Here is an 18,428-nt window from a genome sequence, read left to right on the forward strand (position 1 = left end):
TCAGGCGTGGAGGGCGTCGTACTCCGCCTCGGTGGCGACGTCGTCCTCCACGTCGAGGCGCAGGTGCGCCAGGACCGCCTGGAGCACGCGGAGGGCCGACGCGGCGCGCTCGCCCCACAGCGAGAAGTAGGAGAACTGCCACCACCACAGGGCCTCGAGCTCGTGCCCGCCGTCGAAGTGCTGCAGGCCCTTGGCCACCGCCTCGGCAACGCAGGCGAGCTCTCCGGACAGGGTGGTGCTCTCGACGTCCGGGCCGAGCACCGGGTCGACCACCTCGGAGTACTCGTCGAACCCGTCGAACATCTTGCCCAGCGCCTCGCGCAGCGGGTCCATGTCGGTGTCCGGGCCGGCGTCGGGCTCGAACCGCTCCAGCGGCACCACGTCGACGATCGCGGCGAGGCGCGCCCCGGCAGACAGCAGGTCGGACGTGGCGAGGATCAGGAGCGGCAGCTCCGCCCCCGGGAGCGCGCCCGCCGCGACCTGCGTCACGGTGCTCAGGAACGTGCGCGCCTGCCCGGACACCTGGTCCGCGACCTCCCTGAGGTCGGAGCCTGCTGCGATCTCGCTCACCTGGACCACCCTGCCCGTCGTCGTGTGCGCGCCGGTCAGCTGCCGACGACCCGGCGTCCCTCGAACGCCCGGCCGAGCGTGACCTCGTCCGCGTACTCCAAGTCTCCCCCGACCGGCAGGCCGGAGGCCAGCCTCGAGACTGTGATACCGATGGGCCCGATGAGGCGGGCAAGATAGGTCGCCGTCGCCTCGCCCTCGACATTGGGGTCCATCGCGAGGATGACCTCCTTGACGGCGCCGTCGGCGAGGCGGGTCAGCAGCTCCTTGATGCGCAGGTCGTCGGGGCCCACGTTCTCCATCGGGTTGATGGCGCCGCCGAGCACGTGGTACCTCCCGCGGAACTCGCGGGTGCGCTCCACGGCCACCACGTCCTTGGGCTCCTCGACCACGCAGATGACCTCGTCGCTGCGCCGCGGGTCCGCGCAGATGCGGCACCGCTCGGCCTCGGCCACGTTGCCGCACAGCTCGCAGAACCGGACCCGCGCCTTGACCTCGGTCAGCGCGTCCACGAGGCGCTTGACCTCATGGCCCTCCGCGGCGAGCAGGTGGAACGCGATCCGCTGCGCGCTCTTGGGGCCCACGCCGGGTAGCCGGCCGAGCTCGTCGATCAGGTCCTGGACCGCGCCTTCGTACACGGCCCCCAGCCTACGGGCCGTCACCCACAGGCGTGCGTGGGGGAGGATGCCCCTGTGCTCGAGCTCGACGTCCTGACCATCGTCCTCCTTCTCCTCGCCGGCCTCACTGCCGGCTGGGTCGACGCCGTGGTGGGCGGGGGCGGGCTCATCCAGCTGCCCGCGCTCCTCCTGGTTCCCGGGATCACGCCGGTCCAGGCCCTCGCGACCAACAAGCTCGGCAGCATCATGGGCACCTCCACCAGCGCCATCACCTATTACCGGCGGGTGCAGCCCGACCTGCGCACCGCGGCCCCGATGGCGGTCACCGCCCTCGCGGGCGCCGTTGGCGGGGCCGCGCTCGCATCGCGCATCCCGGCCGACCTCTTCACGCCGATCATCCTCGTGGTCCTCGTCGGCGTGCTGCTGTGGACGCTGTTCAAGCCGAGCGTCGGCTCCCACGACGACCTGCGCTGGGTGGGCAACGGCCACAAGCGGATCGCGGCAGCCATCGGCCTCGTCATCGGCTCCTACGACGGGCTGCTCGGGCCGGGGACCGGCACCTTCCTCGTCATCTCCCTGGTGAGCGTCCTCGGGTACTCGTTCCTGCCGGCGTCGGCCATCGCCAAGATCGTGAACTTCGCCACCAACGCGGGCGCGCTCATCTTCTTCGTGCCGAGCGGCGCCGTCATCTGGGGGCTCGGCCTCGGCCTGGGGGTGGCCAACCTGGTGGGGGCGTACATCGGCGCCCGCATGGCGGTGGCGCGGGGCTCGCGCTTCGTGCGCGTGGTGTTCGTGCTGGTCGTGACCGCGCTCGTCTGCAGGCTGGGATGGGATGTCCTGACGCGCTGAGCGGGTCGTACCATCGACGGGCAAGCACACGCACCCGGCGGGCCGTTGAGAGAGACGGAGGCCGGCGACAGATTGGTAGCGAGCATGGCACTTGTCGTGCAGAAGTACGGCGGATCCTCGGTGGCCGACGCGCACAGCGTCAAGCGGGTCGCCAAGCGGATCGCCGAGGCCAAGCGGGCGGGCAACGACGTCGTGGTGGTGGTCTCCGCCATGGGCGACACCACCGACGAGCTCCTCGACCTCGCGCAGCAGATCACCCCCCTCCCGCCGCAGCGGGAGCTCGACATCCTCCTCACGGCGGGCGAGCGCATCTCCATGGCGCTCCTGGCGATGGCGATCAACAACCTCGGGGTCAAGGCCAAGTCGTTCACGGGCCAGCAGGCCGGTGTCATGACCGACGCGGTGCACGGCCGGGCCCGGATCGTGGACGTGGTGCCACACCGCATCCGCGAGACCATCGAGAAGGGCCAGGTGGCGATCGTCGCCGGCTTCCAGGGCGTCACGTCGGAGACCAACGACGTCACCACCCTCGGTCGCGGCGGCTCCGACACCACGGCCGTGGCGCTCGCCGCGGGCCTGGGCGCCGACGTCTGCGAGATCTACACCGACGTGGACGGCGTGTTCACGGCCGACCCGCGCATCGTCCCCGCCGCCCGCAAGATCGAGCGCGTCACCTACGAGGAGATGCTGGAGCTGGCGGCCAGCGGCGCCAAGGTGCTGGCCCTGCGCAGCGTGGAGTACGCGCGGCGCTACGGCGTCCCGGTGCACGTGCGCAGCTCGTTCAGCGCCGTGTCCGGCACGCTCGTCACGGCCGCCGAGGCCACCCGCACGCCGGTGCCCGGCGTCCCCGCCCCCGCTCCCCAGGAGGAAGCAGCAGTGGAAGCCCCCATCATCTCCGGCGTGGCGCACGACCGGTCGGAGTCCAAGATCACCGTCGTCGGCGTCCCGGACGTGCCGGGCACCGCAGCGCGCATCTTCGAGGTCGTCGCCGGTGCCGGCGCCAACATCGACATGATCGTCCAGAACGTGTCGGCGGCCGCGACCGGCCTCACCGACATCTCGTTCACCCTGCCCGACGGCGACGGCCCGGCCACCATGGCCGCGCTCGCCGGCGTGCAGGCCGAGATCGGCTTCGCGTCGCTGCAGTACGACGACCAGATCGGCAAGCTGTCGCTCGTGGGCGCCGGCATGCGGTCGCACCCGGGCGTCTCGGCCCGGCTCTTCGGCGCGCTGCGCGACGCCGGCATCAACATCGAGATGATCTCCACCTCGGAGATCCGCATCTCGGTCGTGACCCGCGAGGACTCGCTCGACGACGCCGTGCGCGCCGTCCACAGCGCCTTCGGGCTCGACGCCACCGACGGCGAGGCCGTCGTCTACGCGGGAACGGGGCGCTGACATGGTCGAGGTGAACCCCGTCGGGGTCAACGTGGCGGTCGTGGGCGCGACCGGTCAGGTGGGCGCCGTCATGCGCCGCCTGCTGGAGGAGCGCGAGTTCCCCGTGGCGTCCGTCCGGTTCTTCGCGTCGGCCCGCTCCGCCGGGACCACGCTCCCGTTCGCGGGGGTCGACGTGCCGGTCGAGGACACGGCGGCCGTGGCCACCGACGACCTCGCCGACATCGACATCGCCCTGTTCTCCGCGGGCGGGTCCACGTCCCGCGAGCACGCGCCGCGTTTTGCGGAGGCGGGCGCCGTCGTCGTCGACAACTCGTCGGCCTGGCGGCTCGACCCCGAGGTTCCGCTCGTGGTCGCGGAGGTCAACCCGGAGGCGATCGGCGACGCGGTCAAGGGCATCGTCGCCAACCCCAACTGCACCACCATGGCCGCGATGCCCGTGCTGAAGCCCCTCGCCGACGCGGCGGGCCTCGAGCGCCTGAAGGTGGCCACCTACCAGGCGGTCTCCGGGTCCGGTCTCGCGGGGGCGGAGGAGCTCGAGGGCCAGGTCCGCGCCGCCGTCGGCCAGGACACGCTGGGCGGCCTGGTGCACGACGGCAGGGCGGTCGCCTTCCCCGACCCCGTCAAGTACGTGGCACCCATCGCCTTCAACGTGCTGCCGCTGGCCGGCTCGCTCGTGGATGACGGGTCGGGCGAGACCGACGAGGAGCAGAAGCTCCGCAACGAGTCCCGCAAGATCCTGGGCCTGCCGTCGCTGGCCGTGGCCGGCACGTGCGTGCGCGTGCCCGTGTTCACGGGCCACTCGCTGGCGATCCACGCCGAGTTCGCGCGGGCGATCTCGCCCGAGGAGGCCCGCGCGCTGCTGGAGGGTGCGCCCGGCGTGGCGCTCGCGGACGTGCCCAACCCGCTGCAGGCGGCCGGTGCCGACCCCTCGTTCGTGGGCCGCATCCGCACGGACCAGTCGGTGCCCGACGGGCGCGGACTGGTGTTCTTCGTGTCGAACGACAACCTGCGCAAGGGCGCGGCGCTCAACGCCGTGCAGATCGCGGAGCTCGTGGCCGCGGACCTTGCGGAGCTGAGCGTGCTGGAGGCCGCCGACGCGGAGTGACGCGTCCCCGCTGTCCCGCTGTGGGTATGGATACGGCGTGAATCCGAGCCTGGATTCACGCCGTATCCATACCCACAGCCGTTTTGGGGGTTGCGTGGCGACCCGGGTCTGTGGTTCATTAGTCGAGTAATGAACCACCGAACCCAGGGGGAGGCCGCGTGTTCGACGGACCCGAACCCATCTATGTGCAGATCGCCCAGATGATCCGCGCGCAGGTGCTTGCGGGCGAGCTGGCCGAGGAGGAGCAAGTCATGTCCACCACGCAGTTCGCCACGACCTTCCGCATCAATCCGGCGACCGCTCAGAAGGCGTTCGCCCAGCTCGTCGACGAGGGCGTGCTCTACAAGCGGCGGGGTCTCGGCATGTTCGTGGCTCCCGGTGCGCGGGACAAGCTCCTGGAGCAGTTCCGCACGCGCTACTTCGAGGACGTGCTGGGGCCGGCGCTCGTCCAGGCAGACCTGTTGTCGATCCCGCGAGAGGCGATCGTCGACTACGTATGGGGCCGCGGCCCCCAGACGACTGTGGAGGTACACCCATGAGCACGCCCTTCGGAGCGCGGCTCCAGGACGTGACCGTGCGCTTCGCGAACCGGTCCCGGGCGGCAGCGCCCGTGGCTCCGGCGCTCGACCAGGTCTCCCTCACGATCCGCCCCGGCGTGATCACCGGCCTGCTGGGCCGCAACGGTGCAGGGAAGACCACGCTCCTCTCGCTGCTCGCCGCCTTCCGGCGGCCCACCTCGGGATCGGTGCTGGTGGGCACCGAGGGATCGGAGGCCGACCCGTGGGAGAACCCCGCCGTGACCTCTGCGGTGCAGCTCGTCCGCGAGGGCGGTGACGTGCTCACGGACGAGGCGGTCAAGGAGACCTTCAAGTACTACGCGAGCCTGCGGCCCGGCTGGGACGCCGACCTCGCGTCCCGCCTGCTCGACCTCTTCGAGGTGGACGAGAAGTCCAAGCCCTCGGCGCTGTCCCGCGGCAAGCGGTCGGTCGTGGGGGCTGTCGTCGGGCTCGCGTCCCGTGCCCCGCTGACGATCTTCGACGAGGTCTATCTCGGCATGGACGCGCCCACGCGGTACGCGTTCTACGAGGAGCTCCTCACCGACTACGCCGCGCACCCGCGCACCATCCTCCTGTCGAGCCACCTGGTCGAGGAGGTGGAGCGGCTGTTCGAGGACGTCGTGATCCTCGACCGCGGCCGGGTGCTCCTCGCCGAGTCCGCCGACGCCGTCCGGGCCCGCGGAGTGCGATTCACCGGCCCGGCCCCCGCCGTCGACTCCGTGACCGACGGGCTGACGGTGCTGAACCGGCAGCAGCTCGGCCCCACCGTCGAGGTGACGGTGGACGGCGCGCTGGACGCGTCACGACGGGAGGCCGCGCAGGCGGCCGGGGTCAGCACGGGGGCAGTCCCCCTGCAGGACCTGTTCGTGCACCTGACCCGCCGTACCGGTGCCGAGGAGGTGGCCCGATGAGCACGGCACTGGACGAGCAGGCCGCGGTGGCGCACCGCCGCGCGGCGAAGGCGGCGGAGAACGCCCTGGCCGGCGGGACGCTCGTGGTCGGCCTCTGGTTCTGGGGGATCATGATCGTCGTCGCGGCGGTGCTGATCACGCTGCAGGTCCTGGGCGATGTCGAGGGCACCACGATCATCCACACGACGACGGCGCCACGCTGGTTCCTGTTCGTCCTCGGCATCATCATGCCGCTGGCCTACCTCCCGCTCCACCTGGCGGCCGGCGGCACGCGCCGGAGCCTCGCGGACGGCGCCGCCCGGGCCGCGGTGTTCTGCGGGTTCGTCTTCGCGGTCGCCGTCGCGGTCCTCCAGGTCGTGGAGCGGCTCGTGCTCGACGCGCTCGGCGAGTCGTGGACCGGCGGGGACTCCGGGCTCGTGCCCGAGGCCGGACGGGTGCTCGTTGCCGAGGGCTTCACGCACGCCACCTACTTCGTCACCGGCGCGGCGGTGGGGTTCTTCTACCTCCGCCTCGCCGAGTGGTCCCGTGCCTCCCTGCCTTCCGTAGCCGTCGTCCCGGTGGCGGTCCTCGCCCCCGTGGTCGGCTGCCTGCCCCTCGCAGTTGCGGAGCTGGGGTCGGGCCGTGGCACCTTCGGGTGGCTGCTCGAGGGGGTCATTCCCGACGGGCTCCCCGGCGCCCTGCTCGGGGTGGTCCTCGCCCTCGCCGGCCTCGCCGCCGCACTGGCCGCCCTCCACCAGCTGATCCGCGGTGCGACCCCGCGACCGGTCCAGGGCTGAGGGGGACACCATGCCCGAGACGGATCACTCCACGGCCCGGCGCCGCCCTGAGAAGGTCGTCGAGCAGTTCGTCGCCGCGCCGCTCCTGGTCCTGAGCGCGGGGCTCTGGGCGACCATCCTGATCGTGACCGTCGGAATCACGGTGGTCCGGCTCCGGTCCGGGACGCTCGACAGCGGCTCCCTGATGCCGGTGGTCGACGGAGCGCGATGGTTCGCCGTCGTGCTGGGCCTGCTCGTCCCGCTCTCCCTGCTCGCCCCCCACGTGGCGGCGGGTGGCACCCGTGGGTCGTTCGTGCGGGGCACGGTGCGGGCAGCCTGGTCCGTCGGCGCGGCCTTCGGCGTCGTCACCTTCGTGCTCCTGCTCGCCGAGCGGTTCCTGGTGCTGCCGGCGCTGAGCGGGGCCAGGCCCGCGGCACGGATCACCGGCCCGGGGATGGCCACCACGCTCGTCGGCGAGGCACTGACCGTCGGCGCCTACCTGCTCGTGGGTGTCGCCGTCGCCGCCGGGTACCGCCGGCTCGGCGGCTTGTGGGGCTCGGCACTGCTCGTCCCGGCGCTTGTCCCAGTGGCCCTGGCCGACGTGGGACGCGGTTCGGGCAACCTCGGCGAAGCCTTCCACAGCGCAGTCCCGGGCGGTCTCCCCGGCGCGCTGCTGACCGCCGCCGTCACCGCGGCAGCTTTCGCTGCCGCCGCACTGCTGCTCCACCTGCTCGTCCGCGACATCCCCATCAGCCCGGCTCGATAGGCAGCTCCCGAGGAGGAGTGCACCCATGACAGACCCCACACCGCCCGTCGTCGACGTGCGTCACCTGCGCAAGACCTACCCAGGACCTGGCGGAACGACCAAGATCGCGGTCGATGACGTCTCGTTCACCGTGGCCCGCGGCGAGATCTTCGGCATCCTCGGTCCCAACGGCGCCGGAAAGACCACCACGGTCGAGTGCGTCGCAGGCCTGCGTGGCGCCGACGCCGGCGACATCCGCGTGCTCGGACGCGACCCGCAGACCGACCCCGCGTCGATCCGGGAGAGCGTCGGCGTCCAGCTCCAGGAGTCGGCGCTGCACGACAAGATCACCGTCGACGAGGCCATGCGGCAGTTCGCGGCGTTCTACCAACGCCCCGCCGACGTGGAGGAGCTGCTCCGCCTCCTCGACCTCGCCGAGCATCGAGGCGTCCAGTTCGCCAACCTCTCCGGCGGGCAGAAGCAGAGGCTGTCCATCGCGCTCGCCCTCGTGGGCAACCCGGAGGTCGCCATCCTCGACGAGCTCACCACAGGCCTCGACCCCGCCGCACGGCGCGCGACCTGGGACCTCGTGGAGAAGGTCCGCGACAGCGGGGTGACGGTCCTGCTGGTCACGCACTTCATGGACGAGGCCGAGCGCCTCTGCGACCGGCTCGTCATCATCGACGGCGGCACGGTCGTCGCCGAGGGCACCCCGGCCGACCTCATCGACGGGCTCGGCGGACCCCGAGCTGTCCGGCTTCGCTTCTCCCCGAGCCACACCGACCGGGCCCTCGAGGTCCTGGTGGCGCTCGCAGCGGGTGGCGCCGACGTCGAGTCGGCCAGCCGCGTGGGCAGTGAGATCGAGGTGACGGGCACCCGCACGGTCCTGTTCGCGGTGGTCCAGGCACTGGCTGCTGAGGACCTCGTGCCCGAGGACGTCCGCACCGTCTCGAGGTCGCTCGAGGACGTGTTCGTCCAGTTCACCGGCCGGACGTACCAGGACGAGACCACCGAGGAGGTGGCGGCGTGAACCGCGGTTTCGGCACTCTGCTCAGCACGGAGGCAAAGGTCTGGCTCCGGGAGCCGGTCGCGGTGTTCTTCGCGCTCGCCTTCCCGGCGGTCCTCCTGGTCGGGTTTGGCTACCTGATCCCGGGACTGCGGGGCCCTATGACGGACGCGCCGCCCCCGTGGAACGACGAGTCGGCGATGTCCTTCTACCTCCCCACGGTGCTCGCGCTCTCGATCGCTACCGTCGCGCTGACGGTGATCCCGGTGACCTTCGCGACGTTCCGGGAGAAGGGCGTGCTACGCCGGCTGGCGACCACCCCGATGCGTCCGCAGGCGATCGTCGGGGTGCACCTGGTGATCAACCTCGCTGCGGTGCTCGTTGCTTCACTGCTTGCCGTCGCCGGGGCGATGCTCGCGTTCGGTGTGCCACTGCCGGAGAACCCCGGGGTGGTGCTGCTCAGCTTCGTCCTCGGCGTGGCCGCGATGTACTCGCTCGGGTTGCTGGTCTCGGCACGTGCTCCGCGCGGCACCACGGCCTCAGGCGTCGGCATGCTCCTGTACTTCCCGTCGATGCTGGTCAGCGGGGTCTGGACGCCCGGTCCGGCGATGCCGGACTGGCTGGAGACGCTGGCGAAGTTCACGCCGATCGGCGCGTCCGCACAGGGGATGACCATCGGCTGGCTCGGGGAGGTCATGACGGGAGAGGTGTTCCCCACTGTGCAGGTCGTCGTGATGGTGGTCTGGACCGCCGTCCTCTTCCCGCTGGGCGTGAAGCTGTTCCGGTGGACCTGAGGCCGCGCTGACGGGTCAGCCCTTACCCTCGGACCATGAAGCCGTTCCTGCTGCTCGCCACCCGCGCGGAGGACGTCGCGGCCGACGGTGAGTACGAGGCGTTCCTCCGGTACGGCGGGCTCCGGCCGCGCGAGCTGCACCGCGTGCGGCTGGAGTCCCGCCCGCTCCCGCCGGTGGACCTCGACGACTACTCGGGCGTGCTGATCGGCGGCAGCCCGTTCAACGTGGCGGAGGCGCCGGAGCGCAGGGGCCCGGTCCAGCGGCGGGTCGAGGCGGAGGTCGCGGGGCTCCTCGACGAGGTCGTGGCCAGGGACTTCCCGTTCCTCGGCGCCTGCTACGGCGTGGGCACGCTCGGTGCCCACCAGGGGGCCGTCGTCGACGGCACCTTCGCCGAGCCCGTGGGACCCGTGACCGTCCAGCTCACGCCCGAGGGCGCGGACGACCCGCTGCTCGCCGGGATGCCCGCCACGTTCGAGGCATACGTGGGGCACAAGGAAGCGGTCCGGACGCTGCCGCCCGGCGCGGTGCGTCTCGCGACCTCAGCCGCGTGCCCCGTCCAGATGTTCCGCGTGCGGGAGAACCTGTACGCCACCCAGTTCCACCCGGAGCTGGACCTCGACGGCATCCTCCAGCGGATCGATGTCTACCAGGGGTTCGGGTACTTCCCGCCCGGCGAGGCCGAGGCGGTCGAGGCCCGGGCCCGCGCGGCGTCCGTCACGGAGCCGTTCCGGATCCTCAAGACGTTCGTGGAGCGGTACGCCCGCTGATCCGGCCGCCGGACGGAGCCACGTCCGGCTACGGCGCGAACCAGGCGCCCGCCGCCGGGTCGGCGGCGAGCCGAAGCCCCAGGGCGAGATGGTGGCGCACGTTGCGCCCCAGGTTCTCCGGCAGGTCGTCCGGGGCGAACCAGCCGACGGCGAGCGACTCGTCGTCGGCCACGTGCAGCGCCGCGGCAGCCTCGGGCGACTCGGGCCGGCACAAGAAGGTGAGCGTCAGGTACTGGGCCCGGTCGCCGTTCGGGTAGACGGTCTCGTCGTTCGTCCCGACGCCGGCCAGGCCCTCCACCCGTACCGCGACCCCCGTCTCCTCGAGCACCTCCCGGACGATCCCGGCCGCGGGCTGCTCGCCCGGCTCCAGGAACCCCGCGATCAGCGACCAGCGGCCGTTGTCGCTGCGCTCGCCCAGGAGCACACGACCGTCGTCGTCCAGCACGACGGCGTTCACGCCGGGAAGCCACAGCAGGTCGTGACCGACCCGCTCGCGCAGGCCGAGGATGTACTCCGGGACAGGCATGCGGCGAGCCTATCGGCGCGCGCCGGGCGCGGGCCGGGCGCGCGCCGGGCGCCGCGCGCCGGGCGCGGGCCCGGCGTCAGGTCTCCAGGTAGCGCAGGATCGCCAGCACCCGGCGGTTGTAGCCGCCGTCGGCCGCGAGCCGCAGCTTGTCGAAGATGGCGTTGGAGTGCTTCTCCACCGCCGAGGTGGAGATGTGGAGGGCGCGCGCCACGCCGGCGTTCGTGCGGCCCTGGGCCATCTGCTCGAGCACTGCGCGCTCGCGGTCCGTCAGGTGACCCAGCGGGTCGGTGTGGGACGTGTCGCGCAGGAGCTGGCGCACCACCTCGGGGTCGAGCACCAGCCCGCCCTGCCGCACGCGGGCGAGCGCGTCGAGGAACTCGTCGACGGCCATCACCCGATCCTTGAGCAGGTAGCCGACGCCGGCCGCGTCGTCGGCCATGAGCTGGGCCGTGAACTCGCGCTCGACGTACTGCGACAGGACCAGGATGCCCACCTTCGGCCAGCGGCGGCGGATCTCGGCCGCGGCTCGGACTCCCTCGTCCGTGTGGGTGGGCGGCATGCGCACGTCCACGCAGACCACGTCCGGAGGGTCGACGGCGAGCCGTGCGAGCAGCTCCCGGGCGTCGCCCACGGCCGCCGTCACGTCGTGCCCCTCGTCGGCCAGCAGGCTGCGCAGGCCCTCCCGGAGCAGGGTCGAGTCTTCCGCCAGCATCACACGCACGGCAGCGTCACCTCCAGGGTCGTGGGGCCGCCCGGCGGGCTGTCGACGGCCAGGGTCCCGCCCGCCGCGGCGACCCGTCCCGTCAGCCCGGCGAGACCGTGGCCAGGGCGTACGGTGGCGCCGCCCACGCCGTCGTCGGACACCGTGACCGCCATCTCGGCCGGGCCGACCGCGACCCGGATCTCCGCGCCGGACGCGTGGGCGTGCCGCCCGACGTTGGTCAGTGCCTCCGCGACCACGTAGTAGACGCAGGTCTCGACAGCCGCCGGCAGGCGCCGCGGGCCGGGCCACACCAGGGTGGCCGGCGGGGTGCTGCGCTCGGCGAGCTGCTGCAGCACGGGAGCCAGGCCGTGGGTGTCCAGGGTGGTGGGACGCACCCGCCAGGCGACCTCGCGGAGGTCCGCGACCAGCGCGTCCGCCTCGGCGGCGGCCTGGTCGAGGAGCCGCCGGGCGGGGCCGTCGGCGTCGGCCAGACGCCGGGCCCGGCCCACGAGCAGGCCGAGCGCGACCGCACGCTGCTGGACGCCGTCGTGCAGGTCGCGCTCGATCCGCGACCGCTCCGCGTCGAGGGCGGTGAGGAGATCGGCCCGGCTGACCGTGAGGTCGGCGACCTGTGCGGCCAGCCGCTCGCTCCGCGAGGGGGCGAGCCAGGTCGCGGCGATCGCCCGGTCCAGCAGGCCGACGCCGAGGAGCCCCATGAGGTTCAGGTAGAGCAGCACCAGGCCGGGGACGAGCAGGGCGAGAACCGTCGCGGTGGTCACCTGCCCCTCGCCCAAGGCGTCGTCGTAGACGGTGACCCGGACGTCGAACAGCCATGACAGCAGCACGGCCGCCACGGCGAAGATCCCGTAGGCCAGGATGGCCAGCACCGCCGTGCCGACCAGTCCCACGCCCACGCGACAGGCGAGGTAGGCCGCGGTGCGGCCCGGTCGCACCGCCGTGCCCGGGTCGGCCCACCCGAGGAGGACGGCGGTCCGACGCCGGTGCCACCGCACCAGGGCGGCCGGCCACCGGCCGCCGGGGTGAGCCAGGGCGACGACCGCGGCGACGAGGTCCGCGGGCCACGACGCGGTCCCGAGGAGCGTGCCCTGCAGCATCCGCGCCGGGGAGCTGCGCCACAGTGGTGCGGCGGGGGCGTCGGGGCGAGGGGTCACCCGGCCAGGATAGGGAGCGGCGGGCGGGCGCGGACTGCGGAAAACCGCACCGGTCTGTGCAGGTCACCGCCCTCGTCGTGCGGTTCGGCCCATCCCGCGCTCCAGGGCAGGGTCCCTAGCGTCGTGGTCATGACGAACGACCTGACTTCACGTGTCGCCGAGTGGGCGACGGGCCTGATGGAGACGCTGGGCGCCCCGGGCGCCGGTGTCGCGATCGCGGCGGAGAACCTGTTCCCGCCGCTCCCGAGCGAGCTGATCCTCCCGCTCGCCGGTTTCACCGCTGCGCGGGGCGACCTGGTGCTGTGGGAGGTGCTCGTCTGGACGACCGCCGGATCCCTCGTGGGCGCCCTGGCCCTGTACGGGCTGGGGGCGGTCCTCGGCAGGGACCGTCTGCGCCGGGTGGTCGACCGGATGCCGCTCGTCGCGCTGGAGGACCTCGACCGGGCCGAGGCGTGGTTCGAACGGCACGGTGACCGCGCGGTGCTGATCGGGCGGCTCGTGCCGATCGTGCGCAGCCTCGTCTCGGTCCCCGCGGGCGTGGCCCGGATGGGGCTGGCGCGGTTCGTGACGCTCACCACCCTTGGGAGTGCGCTCTGGAACACAGTCCTTGTCGGGGCGGGCTACCTGCTGGGGGAGCGGTGGCACCTGGTGGAGGACGGTGTGGGCGTGTTCCAGAAGGTCGTGGTGGGCGCGATCGCGGTCGGCGTCGTGCTCTGGGCGGTCGGGGCGCTCCGTCGGAGGTCCCGGCCGCGGCACGCGAGCACGCCGACCGGATGATGGACTGCGGTGGACAAGGCCCAGGGACGGGGTGCTACCGTCGCTCCGTGATCAACCGTTGGTATTGGCGCTTTACGCCGGCTCCTGGTGGAGCCTGGCGGGCGTCAGCCTGACCAACCTTCACCGGAGCCACCTGGGCCTTGGACACCACAGTGTCCGGGCCCTTCGTCTTGAACAGACGGGCCGCTCCGGACCACGAGGCGGTGGCGGCACCGTCTGGGACTTCCCGCACGTACCCGGAACCGCCGTCACACCTCATCAGGAGCCTTGATCATGACCCCCACGGCCGCCGCCACTCCCGCTGATACCGATCCCGCCGCGAGCACCCCGCCCGGGTCGCGCGGCGAGCTGCGAGCCCGCACGTCCGACCTGCGCATCCGCGCCCTCGACGCCCTCCCCGCGCCGCAGGACCTCCTCGCCGAGCTGCCGCTCAGCACCGAGCAGAGCGACCTCGTCACCACGTCCCGCCGCGAGGTGCGTGACGTGCTGGCGGGCGACGACGACCGGCTGCTCGTGATCGTCGGCCCCTGTTCGGTGCACGACGCCCGGGCGGCGCTCGACTACGCTCGCCGCCTGTCCGCCCTGGGCCAGGAGCTCGCGGGAGACCTCCTGACCGTCATGCGCGTGTACTTCGAGAAGCCCCGCACCACCGTGGGGTGGAAGGGTCTCATCAACGACCCGCACCTCGACGGCAGCCACGACGTGCACCACGGCCTGCGCCTCGCCCGCGAGGTGCTGCTCGGCGTCCTCGACGCGGGCGTGCCGGCGGCGTGCGAGTTCCTGGAGCCCACCAGCCCGCAGTACATCGCGGACGCCGTGACGTGGGGCGCCATCGGCGCACGCAACGCGGAGTCGCAGGTGCACCGGCAGCTCGCCTCCGGGCTGTCGATGCCCGTCGGGTTCAAGAACGCCACCGACGGTGACGTGCAGATCGCCGTGGACGGCTGCGTCACCGCGGCGAGCGAGCACGTGTTCTTCGGTGCCGACGCCCAGGGCCGGGCCGCGGCGGTGGCCACGGCCGGCAACCCCGACTGCCACGTCATCCTGCGCGGCGGCCGCAGCGGCCCCAACTACGGGGCCGACGACGTCGCGGCCGCCCTCGCCGTGGCGCGCACCTCGGGCCTCGGCGGGGCGGTCGAGACCGGCGTGGTGGTGGACGCGTCGCACGGAAACTCGGGCAAGGACCACGTGCGCCAGGCGGGCGTGGTGCGTGAGGTGGCCGAGCGGCTCGCCGTGGGGGAGCAGGGGATCACCGGCCTGATGATGGAGTCGTTCCTGGTGGCGGGTGCGCAGAAGCCGGCGCCGCTGGCGGAGCTCACCTACGGCCAGTCGGTGACCGACAAGTGCATGGACTGGGACACCACGGAGACGCTGCTGCGGGAGCTGGCGGCCGCGGTGCGGGAGCGGCGGGCGCTCGCGTCCTGACGGCGGGTCGAACGGCACGGGGCCGCTCACCGTGTGGTGAGCGGCCCCGTGGTGTGGTCCGGTCGGATCACTTCACGATCGGCGCGTTCACCAGATAGCTGGTCGGCTTGCCGGAGTTCACGTTAGTGAAGTTGATGATGCCGTAGATCAGTGCGATCACCTGGATGGCCGGACCTGTGAGGAAACCGAGGAAGATCCAGCTGAGGAACACGTACGACACGACGAGGCCGATGGTCGCCCAGAGAGACCAGTTGAGGGCCTTCTTGCCCTCGGCGTCCACGTAGGCGCTACGGTCCTTGAAGACGAGCCAGATCACGAGCGGCGCGATCAGGATGAAGATGCCGCCGAGCAGGTGGGCGAGTCCTGCCCACTGCCTGGCCTCGGCATCGGAGAGCGGCTGCGGCGGTACGGCGGCCGGCATGGGCTCGGACAACGGATTCTCCTTCGATTGGTCTGACGAACGGATCGAATCGTAGAGAACCGCGGCCTGTGTGAACAGGGTGAGTGCAGAACGTCTCAGAACACGGTGATCGCCGCGGCGAGAACATATAGCGCACCCAGGGCGCTGAAGAGCGTGATGACAGTCCTCGAGCGTGGATTCACCCGCCGAATGGTGCCAGAGATCTGTTACGCCGTAAATCCTTCGAGCTCGTCGCGGGACACCTGGCGCCCAGAGCGGATCAGCTCCTCGATGCGCTCGGTCTGCTCCCAGACGTTCACCGCCATGCCCGCGGCGACCCGGCCGTCGGCGACCCAGAAAGCCACCAGCTCCCGGTTCTCCAGCGAGCCGGAGATCACCACGTCGTCGTAGCCACCGGGGACGTCGACCCAGCCCACGTACTCCATCCCCAGGTCGTACTGGTCGCTGTAGAAGTACGGCAGGCGGTCATAGTCGCCGCCGACCCCGAGCATCGCGCGCCCGGCGTGAGCGCCGCCTTCCTGAGCGGCCGACCAGTGCTCGACCCGGAGGGGGCGACCGTAGTGGGGCGACGGGACGCTGGCCACGTCACCAGCGGCGAACACGTCCGGGTGGGAGGTGGCAAGGGTGCCCGACACGGCGATCCCGCCCCCCTCGGACGGGGACCGGAGCGTCAGGCCGCCCGCCTCGGCGAGCCCCACGTTCGGCGCGACGCCGACCCCCACCACGACGACGTCCGCGCCGACGTGGGACCCGTCGGCCAGGTCCACACCCGTGACCCAGCCGTCGGTGTGCGAGAGGGCCGCCACCGTGGCCCGAGGCACCAGCCGCACGTCCTGCTCCTCGTGGAGGTCGCGGAAGACCGCGGCGAGCTCGGGCCCGAGGACGCGGCCGAGCGGCACGCTGCCCCGCCCGATCACGGTCACGTTCAGGCCCAGCTGCCGGGCGGACGCCGCTACCTCCATGCCGATCCAGCCGTCGCCGATGACGGCGACCCGGCCGGCGCCCTCGAGCGACGCGTCGAGTAGCCGCCCCGACAGCCGGTCGGCGTCGTCCAGGGTGCGCAGGTAGTGCACTCCGGAGAGGTCCATGCCCGGTACGTCGAGCGCTCGCGGGGTCGACCCGGTGGCGAGGAGGAGCTTGGCGTAGGTGAGCCCGCTGCCGTCGGCCAGCGTGAGCCGGTGGTCGCCGGGGGCGAGACCGACCGCGGTGACCGAGGTTCGCACCTCGACCCCCTGGTTCGCGTACCAGGACTCGTCGAGCGGGAACACCGACTCCCGGTCGTCGTCTCCCCGCAGGTAGCCCTTGGAGAGCGGCGGCCTCTCGTACGGCCGGTGCGCTTCTCCTGTCACGACGACGAGGTCGCCGTCGTAGCCCTCGTCGCGCAGCGCCTCCGCGGCACGGGCGGTCGCGAGGCCGCCCCCGAGCAGGACGTACGGGTCGGCGGTCATCCGGTCTCCTCGGCGTCGGCGGCTCGGGGCGGGTGCCCGCCCCGGTCAGTTTCGCACCGGGGCGGGTATCCCGCCGTGCCGCCGTCGTCGGTAGCTGCCGTTCTCGCTGGTCGGCGTCGTTGGAGGCCGTTCCGCGCCGGACGTCAGTCCGTGCCGGCCTCCATCGCGGCGCGGTCCAGCATCTCCTCGTCCTCCGACACCTCGCCGCGGGAGGCGATAGCCTCCGCGCCGCCCTGCGGCATGCTGCCGATGAGCCCGGTCGCCGCCGCCTGGGCGGCGCCGATCGCCGGACCGCCCGCCCCGATGAGACCCAGGCCCGCGTACTGCTCCAGCTTGGCGCGCGAGTCGGCGATGTCGAGGTTGCGCATCGTGAGCTGGCCGATGCGGTCCACCGGGCCGAACGCCGAGTCCTCGGTGCGCTCCATGGAGAGCTTGTCGGGGTGGTAGCTGAAGGCGGGACCCGTGGTGTCGAGGATCGAGTAGTCCTCGCCGCGCCGCAGCCGCAGAGTCACCTCGCCCGTGACGGCCGCGCCGACCCAGCGCTGCAGCGACTCGCGGACCATGAGGGCCTGCGGGTCCAGCCAGCGGCCCTCGTACATCAGCCGGCCGAGGCGGCGGCCCTCGTTGTGGTACTGAGCGACGGTGTCCTCGTTGTGGATGGCGTTGACCAGGCGCTCGTACACCACGTGCAGCAGGGCCATGCCGGGCGCCTCGTAGATGCCGCGGCTCTTGGCCTCGATGATGCGGTTCTCGATCTGGTCGGACATGCCCAGGCCGTGGCGCCCGCCGATCGCGTTGGCCTCCATCACCAGATCGACCGGCGAGGCGAACTCCTTGCCGTTGATCGTGACCGGGCGGCCCTGGTCGAAGCCGATCGTCACGTCCTCCGTGGCGATCTCGACGGCCGGGTCCCAGAACCGCACGCCCATGATGGGCTCGACGCTCTCCACGCCGGTGTCCAGGTGCTCCAGGGTCTTGGCCTCGTGCGTGGCGCCCCAGATGTTGGCGTCCGTCGAGTACGCCTTCTCCGCGCTGTCGCGGTAGGGCAGATCACGCGAGGCCAGCCACTCGGACATCTCCTTGCGGCCGCCGAGCTCCGTGACGAAGTCGGCATCCAGCCACGGCTTGTAGATCCGCAGGTGGGGGTTGGCGAGCAGGCCGTAGCGGTAGAAACGCTCGATGTCGTTGCCCTTGAACGTGGAGCCGTCACCCCAGATCTGGACGTCGTCCTCGAGCATGGCCCGGACCAGGAGCGTGCCGGTAACGGCGCGACCGATCGGCGTGGTGTTGAAGTAGGCCCGCCCACCCGAGCGGATGTGGAACGCCCCGCACGTCAGCGCAGCCAGGCCCTCCTCCACCAGGGCCTCACGGCAGTCCACGAGGCGCGCGATCTCCGCGCCGTACGTGGTGGCACGGCCGGGGACCGAGGCGATGTCGGGCTCGTCGTACTGGCCGATGTCGGCGGTGTACGTGCAGGGGACAGCGCCCTTGTCGCGCATCCACGCGACCGCCACCGACGTGTCGAGACCACCGGAGAAGGCGAGGCCGACGCGCTCGCCGACGGGGAGGGAGGTGAGGACCTTGGACATGGCAGAAAGTATGCAGACTTTCGCATGAGTATGCAATGTGGCCGCTGACAGGTTCCGGAACGCGGCCTAGGGCCTGTCCTGTGAATGGCCTGGTCACTGGTTCTGTAATGTCCGGGTTGTGGGTGTTGGTCGGGGTGAGTTGACGGATGCGGCGTGGGCGCGGATCGAGCCGCTGCTGCCGGTCTCGTCCGGGCGTGGCGGGCAGTGGCGTGATCACCGGCAGGTGATCAACGGGATTCTGTGGCGGCTGCGGGCCGGGACGCCGTGGCGGGACGTGCCTGCGAAGTACGGGCCGT

General features: G+C 72.2%; 21 protein-coding genes. 13 read left to right on the forward strand and 8 right to left on the reverse strand.

Annotated features, from left to right (window positions below; genetic code table 11):
- Together AC060K_RS16175 and recR are read right to left on the reverse strand one after the other, a co-directional pair.
- Positions 1-570, reverse strand: coding sequence for a DUF5063 domain-containing protein (locus AC060K_RS16175; RefSeq protein WP_483766430.1), 570 nt, complete (start codon positions 568-570; stop codon positions 1-3).
- Between the two features lie 35 nt (positions 571-605).
- Positions 606-1,205, reverse strand: coding sequence for a recombination mediator RecR (recR, locus tag AC060K_RS16180; RefSeq protein ID WP_483766431.1), 600 nt, complete (start codon positions 1,203-1,205; stop codon positions 606-608).
- A gap of 54 nt (positions 1,206-1,259) precedes the next feature.
- Between recR and AC060K_RS16185 the strand changes: the two genes are divergently transcribed.
- The 10 genes from AC060K_RS16185 to AC060K_RS16230 all read left to right on the forward strand — a co-directional run bounded on the left by AC060K_RS16185 (position 1,260) and on the right by AC060K_RS16230 (position 10,071).
- Positions 1,260-2,033 (forward strand): TSUP family transporter, encoded by a 774-nt coding sequence (locus AC060K_RS16185; RefSeq protein WP_483766432.1) that lies wholly within the window; start codon positions 1,260-1,262, stop codon positions 2,031-2,033.
- Between the two features lie 84 nt (positions 2,034-2,117).
- Entirely contained in the window at positions 2,118-3,431 is a 1,314-nt protein-coding gene (locus tag AC060K_RS16190) for an aspartate kinase (protein WP_483766433.1), read from the forward strand.
- Position 3,432: 1 nt separating this feature from the next.
- Entirely contained in the window at positions 3,433-4,536 is a 1,104-nt protein-coding gene (locus tag AC060K_RS16195; RefSeq protein WP_483766434.1) for an aspartate-semialdehyde dehydrogenase, read from the forward strand.
- A gap of 158 nt (positions 4,537-4,694) precedes the next feature.
- Positions 4,695-5,075 (forward strand): GntR family transcriptional regulator, encoded by a 381-nt coding sequence (locus AC060K_RS16200; protein ID WP_483766435.1) that lies wholly within the window; start codon positions 4,695-4,697, stop codon positions 5,073-5,075.
- A complete protein-coding gene (locus AC060K_RS16205) occupies positions 5,072-6,004 on the forward strand; it encodes an ATP-binding cassette domain-containing protein (RefSeq protein ID WP_483766436.1) in 933 nt (310 codons plus the stop codon). Before AC060K_RS16200 ends, AC060K_RS16205 begins: the two co-directional genes overlap by 4 nt.
- Positions 6,001-6,780, forward strand: coding sequence for a hypothetical protein (locus AC060K_RS16210; protein WP_483766437.1), 780 nt, complete (start codon positions 6,001-6,003; stop codon positions 6,778-6,780). Before AC060K_RS16205 ends, AC060K_RS16210 begins: the two co-directional genes overlap by 4 nt.
- Positions 6,781-6,790: 10 nt before the next feature.
- Positions 6,791-7,525 (forward strand): hypothetical protein, encoded by a 735-nt coding sequence (locus AC060K_RS16215; RefSeq protein ID WP_483766438.1) that lies wholly within the window; start codon positions 6,791-6,793, stop codon positions 7,523-7,525.
- 25 nt (positions 7,526-7,550) lie between these two features.
- A complete protein-coding gene (locus AC060K_RS16220; RefSeq protein ID WP_483766439.1) occupies positions 7,551-8,534 on the forward strand; it encodes an ABC transporter ATP-binding protein in 984 nt (327 codons plus the stop codon).
- On the forward strand, positions 8,531-9,304 hold the full coding sequence (locus tag AC060K_RS16225; RefSeq protein ID WP_483766440.1) for an ABC transporter permease: 774 nt from the start codon (positions 8,531-8,533) through the stop codon (positions 9,302-9,304). The genes AC060K_RS16220 and AC060K_RS16225 overlap by 4 nt, the downstream gene beginning before the upstream one ends.
- Positions 9,305-9,339: 35 nt before the next feature.
- Entirely contained in the window at positions 9,340-10,071 is a 732-nt protein-coding gene (locus tag AC060K_RS16230; protein ID WP_483766441.1) for a glutamine amidotransferase, read from the forward strand.
- 28 nt (positions 10,072-10,099) lie between these two features.
- Here the strand turns inward: AC060K_RS16230 and AC060K_RS16235 are convergent, their stop codons facing one another.
- The 3 genes from AC060K_RS16235 to AC060K_RS16245 form a co-directional block, all read right to left on the reverse strand.
- Positions 10,100-10,597, reverse strand: a complete 498-nt coding sequence (locus AC060K_RS16235) for an NUDIX hydrolase (protein WP_483766442.1) — start codon at positions 10,595-10,597, stop codon at positions 10,100-10,102.
- A gap of 76 nt (positions 10,598-10,673) precedes the next feature.
- Positions 10,674-11,318: a response regulator transcription factor gene (locus AC060K_RS16240; RefSeq protein ID WP_483766443.1), complete on the reverse strand. Its 645-nt coding sequence runs from the start codon at positions 11,316-11,318 to the stop codon at positions 10,674-10,676.
- Complete coding sequence (locus AC060K_RS16245) at positions 11,309-12,472, reverse strand: sensor histidine kinase (protein WP_483766444.1); 1,164 nt, start codon at positions 12,470-12,472, stop codon at positions 11,309-11,311. Before AC060K_RS16245 ends, AC060K_RS16240 begins: the two co-directional genes overlap by 10 nt.
- A 129-nt stretch (positions 12,473-12,601) precedes the next feature.
- On the opposite strand from AC060K_RS16245, the gene AC060K_RS16250 reads away from it, so the two are divergent.
- Both AC060K_RS16250 and AC060K_RS16255 read left to right on the forward strand, forming a co-directional pair.
- Positions 12,602-13,249 carry a DedA family protein gene (locus tag AC060K_RS16250; protein WP_483766445.1) on the forward strand — a complete coding sequence of 216 codons (648 nt, stop codon included), beginning with the start codon at positions 12,602-12,604 and terminating at the stop codon, positions 13,247-13,249.
- Positions 13,250-13,522: 273 nt separating this feature from the next.
- Positions 13,523-14,674: a 3-deoxy-7-phosphoheptulonate synthase gene (locus AC060K_RS16255; protein ID WP_483766446.1), complete on the forward strand. Its 1,152-nt coding sequence runs from the start codon at positions 13,523-13,525 to the stop codon at positions 14,672-14,674.
- A 67-nt stretch (positions 14,675-14,741) separates the two neighbouring features.
- Here the strand turns inward: AC060K_RS16255 and AC060K_RS16260 are convergent, their stop codons facing one another.
- The 3 genes from AC060K_RS16260 to argG form a co-directional block, all read right to left on the reverse strand.
- A complete protein-coding gene (locus tag AC060K_RS16260; RefSeq protein ID WP_483766447.1) occupies positions 14,742-15,107 on the reverse strand; it encodes a DUF4870 domain-containing protein in 366 nt (121 codons plus the stop codon).
- A gap of 194 nt (positions 15,108-15,301) precedes the next feature.
- The gene (locus AC060K_RS16265) at positions 15,302-16,543 is read right to left on the reverse strand and encodes an NAD(P)/FAD-dependent oxidoreductase (protein WP_483766448.1); all 1,242 of its coding nucleotides are present in this window, start codon (positions 16,541-16,543) and stop codon (positions 15,302-15,304) included.
- A 143-nt stretch (positions 16,544-16,686) separates the two neighbouring features.
- Entirely contained in the window at positions 16,687-18,132 is a 1,446-nt protein-coding gene (gene argG / locus AC060K_RS16270) for an argininosuccinate synthase (protein WP_483766449.1), read from the reverse strand.
- 73 nt (positions 18,133-18,205) lie between these two features.
- Between argG and AC060K_RS16275 the strand changes: the two genes are divergently transcribed.
- Positions 18,206-18,428 (forward strand): transposase (locus AC060K_RS16275; protein ID WP_483765222.1); only part of this gene is annotated, 223 nt, incomplete at its 3' end.

This window comes from Antribacter sp. NEAU-D49 (genome assembly GCF_057158775.1).

Excerpts from the sequence above, each read along its gene's own strand:
- AC060K_RS16190 (WP_483766433.1), top strand. The coding sequence starts at position 2,118 with ATGGCACTTGTCGTGCAGAAGTACGGCGGATCCTCGGTGGCCGACGCG.
- AC060K_RS16195 (WP_483766434.1), top strand. The coding sequence starts at position 3,433 with ATGGTCGAGGTGAACCCCGTCGGGGTCAACGTGGCGGTCGTGGGCGCG.
- AC060K_RS16205 (WP_483766436.1), top strand. The coding sequence starts at position 5,072 with ATGAGCACGCCCTTCGGAGCGCGGCTCCAGGACGTGACCGTGCGCTTC.
- AC060K_RS16210 (WP_483766437.1), top strand. The coding sequence starts at position 6,001 with ATGAGCACGGCACTGGACGAGCAGGCCGCGGTGGCGCACCGCCGCGCG.
- AC060K_RS16215 (WP_483766438.1), top strand. The coding sequence starts at position 6,791 with ATGCCCGAGACGGATCACTCCACGGCCCGGCGCCGCCCTGAGAAGGTC.
- AC060K_RS16220 (WP_483766439.1), top strand. The coding sequence starts at position 7,551 with ATGACAGACCCCACACCGCCCGTCGTCGACGTGCGTCACCTGCGCAAG.
- AC060K_RS16230 (WP_483766441.1), top strand. The coding sequence starts at position 9,340 with ATGAAGCCGTTCCTGCTGCTCGCCACCCGCGCGGAGGACGTCGCGGCC.
- AC060K_RS16235 (WP_483766442.1), bottom strand. The coding sequence starts at position 10,597 with ATGCCTGTCCCGGAGTACATCCTCGGCCTGCGCGAGCGGGTCGGTCAC.
- AC060K_RS16250 (WP_483766445.1), top strand. The coding sequence starts at position 12,602 with ATGACGAACGACCTGACTTCACGTGTCGCCGAGTGGGCGACGGGCCTG.
- AC060K_RS16255 (WP_483766446.1), top strand. The coding sequence starts at position 13,523 with ATGACCCCCACGGCCGCCGCCACTCCCGCTGATACCGATCCCGCCGCG.
- AC060K_RS16265 (WP_483766448.1), bottom strand. The coding sequence starts at position 16,543 with ATGACCGCCGACCCGTACGTCCTGCTCGGGGGCGGCCTCGCGACCGCC.
- argG (WP_483766449.1), bottom strand. The coding sequence starts at position 18,132 with ATGTCCAAGGTCCTCACCTCCCTCCCCGTCGGCGAGCGCGTCGGCCTC.